Below are 344 nucleotides of genomic sequence, written 5' to 3' on the forward strand. Positions count from 1 at the left end.
GGTTCATCCGACATTTCGCGTGATAGTTGTTAATTAACGAAGAAAACCGCTGAACAAATTGTATATTTGAATCACCACAAACAAATGTACAGTAATGAACAGCAGTTTTCTATATCATGCTTGGGGGTTATATAACCACAAATGCACTCGTGAGGAATACAAAGGTAATACAATTATCTTACATATTGAAGCAAAAGAGCGGAAGAAAGACTGTCCTAAGTGCGGGCATCGCCAATTGGTCAAGAACGGTTTTCGAGTTCGTGACTTTATAGGACTCCCGATAGGCGGCAAAAAGGTGATAATCCGCATGAAAGTCCAACGCTATAAGTGCAAGAATCAGGATT

The 344-nt window shown here is 39.8% G+C and carries 1 protein-coding gene; it reads left to right on the top strand.

Translation table 11 applies throughout. From position 1 onward, the window contains the following. Positions 1–94: 94 nt before the first annotated feature. The coding region (locus I6E24_RS16815; protein WP_235329851.1) for a transposase family protein at positions 95–344 on the top strand (250 nt) is incomplete at its 3' end.

Source organism: Bacteroides caecigallinarum (assembly GCF_021530995.1).
GTDB lineage: Bacteria > Bacteroidota > Bacteroidia > Bacteroidales > Bacteroidaceae > Phocaeicola > Phocaeicola faecigallinarum.